Source organism: uncultured Leptotrichia sp., assembly GCF_938036635.1.
GTDB lineage: Bacteria > Fusobacteriota > Fusobacteriia > Fusobacteriales > Leptotrichiaceae > Leptotrichia > Leptotrichia hongkongensis.
This window is the reverse complement of the sequence record NZ_CALHQO010000182.1, coordinates 1-3,202: the sequence shown is the minus strand read 5'-3', so window position 1 is coordinate 3,202 and position 3,202 is coordinate 1. Positions and strand designations below refer to the sequence as shown.

Annotated in this window: 3 protein-coding genes; all 3 read left to right on the top strand. The window is 29.3% G+C overall.

Translation table 11 applies throughout. The features are described 5' to 3' along the window. The coding region (locus Q0370_RS03655; RefSeq protein WP_299572269.1) for a hypothetical protein at window positions 1-638 on the top strand (638 nt) is incomplete at its 5' end. Next, window positions 635-2,458 (top strand): hypothetical protein, encoded by a 1,824-nt coding sequence (locus tag Q0370_RS03650; RefSeq protein WP_287529479.1) that lies wholly within the window; start codon window positions 635-637, stop codon window positions 2,456-2,458. The genes Q0370_RS03655 and Q0370_RS03650, both read left to right, overlap by 4 nt. Beyond that, the coding region (locus Q0370_RS03645; protein WP_299572265.1) for a hypothetical protein at window positions 2,437-3,202 on the top strand (766 nt) is incomplete at its 3' end. The genes Q0370_RS03650 and Q0370_RS03645, both read left to right, overlap by 22 nt.

Genomic DNA, 3,202 nt, shown 5'->3' with positions numbered 1-3,202 from the left:
TTCATATTGAAACTTCTGAAACTTTGAATGTATTATGGCCTCCTTTGTTTATGAAGGACTCTGCTTATGTCTGTGAACGTGAAAAAGTATTTATTCACTCTAGTTTTCCTTTGGTGTCGCATGGCAATACGAATGCATTATGTATAACAGGAAATATATCTTCAGGCATTTTTCAGTTGAAAGTTGAAAATAAAATAATTATTAAGGAAAAGAATGTGGATGTAGTATTAATTAAATCAGAAATACAAGATCTTGAGGTCTCTGAAGATGAAATTGAATTACTGAAGTGTTCTAATTGGGAGGTTTCTGGAGATATGGATTATTTCCTTTTAGATCAGGATGGCTATAGAAAACTCATGATAGAGGAAAAGGTGTATTTGATAGATGATGATAAAGTTTTTGGATATCGGAATAATCACTTAAAATGTATTATTTCGAGTGATACTAATTCTATACCGACAGCAGAAGAAATTATTATTGATATTTTAAAATATTATCCTCAGTCAGAAATCTATAATTTTAATGATTTTTCAGATGGTGTATTTTGTAAGGCTGTTTCTGACTATTTAGAAGTTTGTAGTAAAAATGGCAAAATAAATACTATTGTAAAAAAATATATAAAGGAGGGGCTTTTGTGAATTATATAGATGAATTGATAGAAGCAGATCTGAAATATATTTGTTCTGTCATACCATATGAAGAAATAATAAAATATTTTAAGCAAAATCCTAAAGCGTTTTTTAGTTTGAAGCCTGGATTTAGAGTGGAATCATTAAATGTAAATGATGTAACTGAAATATTGTTCTCTTTTAGAAACCGAGAGTTTATTTCTTCATTCATAATTAAAAATATAAATCGGTGGATTGAAGATATAAATTATAAATTGGAAGATACTAGGAACAGAGGATTAGGTTTAGAGGAGCAGTATATATATGTCCTTGCTCATTCGGCATTTTCACATAATATCTCTTTATATTTTAAGGTGATTGAAGAGGAGAAATCTGAAGAGTATTTAAATTTAATGTCTGCAGCAGTAAATCAATTACTGGGAATTATAGATAAGGTAGAAGGAATAGAAAAGAAGTATTGCAAAGATATTAATGAAAAAGAAAATACAATTAACAAATTACAAGATGCTGCTGATGCTTCCGAACGACTAGTAATAAAGCTACGTACTCAACTTATAAATGTTAAATCTAATGAAGCTGCTATTAGCCAGTTGCTTTCTCTAAAAGAGCTAGAGAAAATTGATCTTTGCAAAGAAAATAGCAAGTTAAAAGACGAGATTTATCGTTTAAATGAGCAGATAAAAGAGTTATCAGCAGATAAGACAAAAGCTATTACTGTATTGACAAAACAACATGGAAGTCTAATAAAACAAATAGAAGAACTTAAACAGGAGCTTACTACTTATAAAGAAAAAGATATATTATTAGATGAGTCTAAATCTATAATTTCTGGTCTTGAAGCTCAAATTTTAGAAATGGATAAATCGATTCAAACTTTTGTTGAGATTAAACAAAAGTATGAAATGCAAATAAATGAGCTTGAGCATTCATTATGTGAAAGAGATAATCAGAAAATAATAAACTCTAAAACTGTTGATATAGAGATAGGGCCTTTAAATAAAGAATTAGTAAAGCCATATAGACCAGTGGATATGGATGATTTTGATGAGTACTTTAATTATAACCTTAATAATATTGGACTAAACGATAACGTAGAAGGATATCAATTGTTTGTTCAATTTTTTGAAAGAATTGCTTTTAATGGTATGCCATTGCTTATAAAACAAGCTCCAGGTATTAATTTGGCTAATTGTCTTGCAAATACTATTTATGGAGAAAAGTTAGCAGCTATACTTACATACTCAAGTGAGGATGGCTTAAAAAATATAAGAGAATTTCTTGCAAATACTCTCGATAGAGTAGTGTGTATAAATGGCTTTATTGGAAATTGTAATGAAATAGAACTATTATCACTAATTGAAGAGTATCGTGATAAAATTATTATTCTTACCTATAGGTATGATAGAACATTAAATTATATACCTATGGAATTTCTTGGTTATGTTCAATATATAAATGTTGATGAATTTAAACCTCTAATGAGAATTAGACATCTTACAGAAGATCCTTCTGAAATAGTAGAAGAGTCATATTCTATTAGTGGTGGAGCATTTGTAGAAAGTAGATACCATCGAATTTTTAAGGAAATCTCTGAGGAGTGTGGCTTGTCCAAAGATGTTATTAATTCGATGTCAGATTTAATTGATAGTGAGCAATATATGAATAGTGTTTTGCTCTTCTCTGTTTTACCATATATCTCTAAGGTCACTAAGTTAAATCCTTATAAACAGTCCAAGAGATTACAAAAATATGCTGGGAAAGCAGGGAAATGTCCCAATAAGGAAATAATGTGGGGATGGTTTAGTAAATGGAAAGATTGTTTGAAGTAATGGCAGAGGATATGGGGATTACGCCTTATAAAGGTGAATCAAAAGATTCCTATATCTATAGAATAGTATTTTCTGCTTTGGGAGTATGGTGTTTAACTAATGCTCGAACGGAAATACAGGGGATTAAAGGTATAAGTAAAAATTCACAAACTATATTGCTTCATAATCTGGTTGAGGAATATATAAATTTATACCCTCCTATTCGGCAATTTTTAGGAAGTAAAAAAAAGGATTTAGCAGTATTTATACGTAATCTATATGAGCAAACTGGTTATTTTTTGATTTCAGATAAAAATTATAACGTGTTGAATAAAGGCGCAGAGACTGTTAGGGTTTCAGATATAGAGTATCTTTACCTTGGAATTCCAAGTAGAAAGATTAGTGTTAATGGTTTAGGTATTCATTGTTGTTATTCTGGTAAAGAGATTTCAATTCAAGAGTTTTTAATTAGAGACTCTTTTACTCCAGAGGAGTATATAGCTGTAAATTATAATTTGTGTGATTTCGAAAATAGAGATATCGATTTTTTAGAATTAGAGTATTTTGACACCAGCTCACTTAAACCAGTATCAAAATCATGGCAAAAAAGAAGTTTAAGTGGGTTTACTATTGCACGTAAAGGTTATATAGGTCCTTATTACAAGGTTATAGTTAAAAATAATGGAGAAATTTTTTTCTCAAATGAAAATAAGAATATAGATAGTATTGATTCTTTGACTGGTGCAGAATTTAGAAGATTGTATA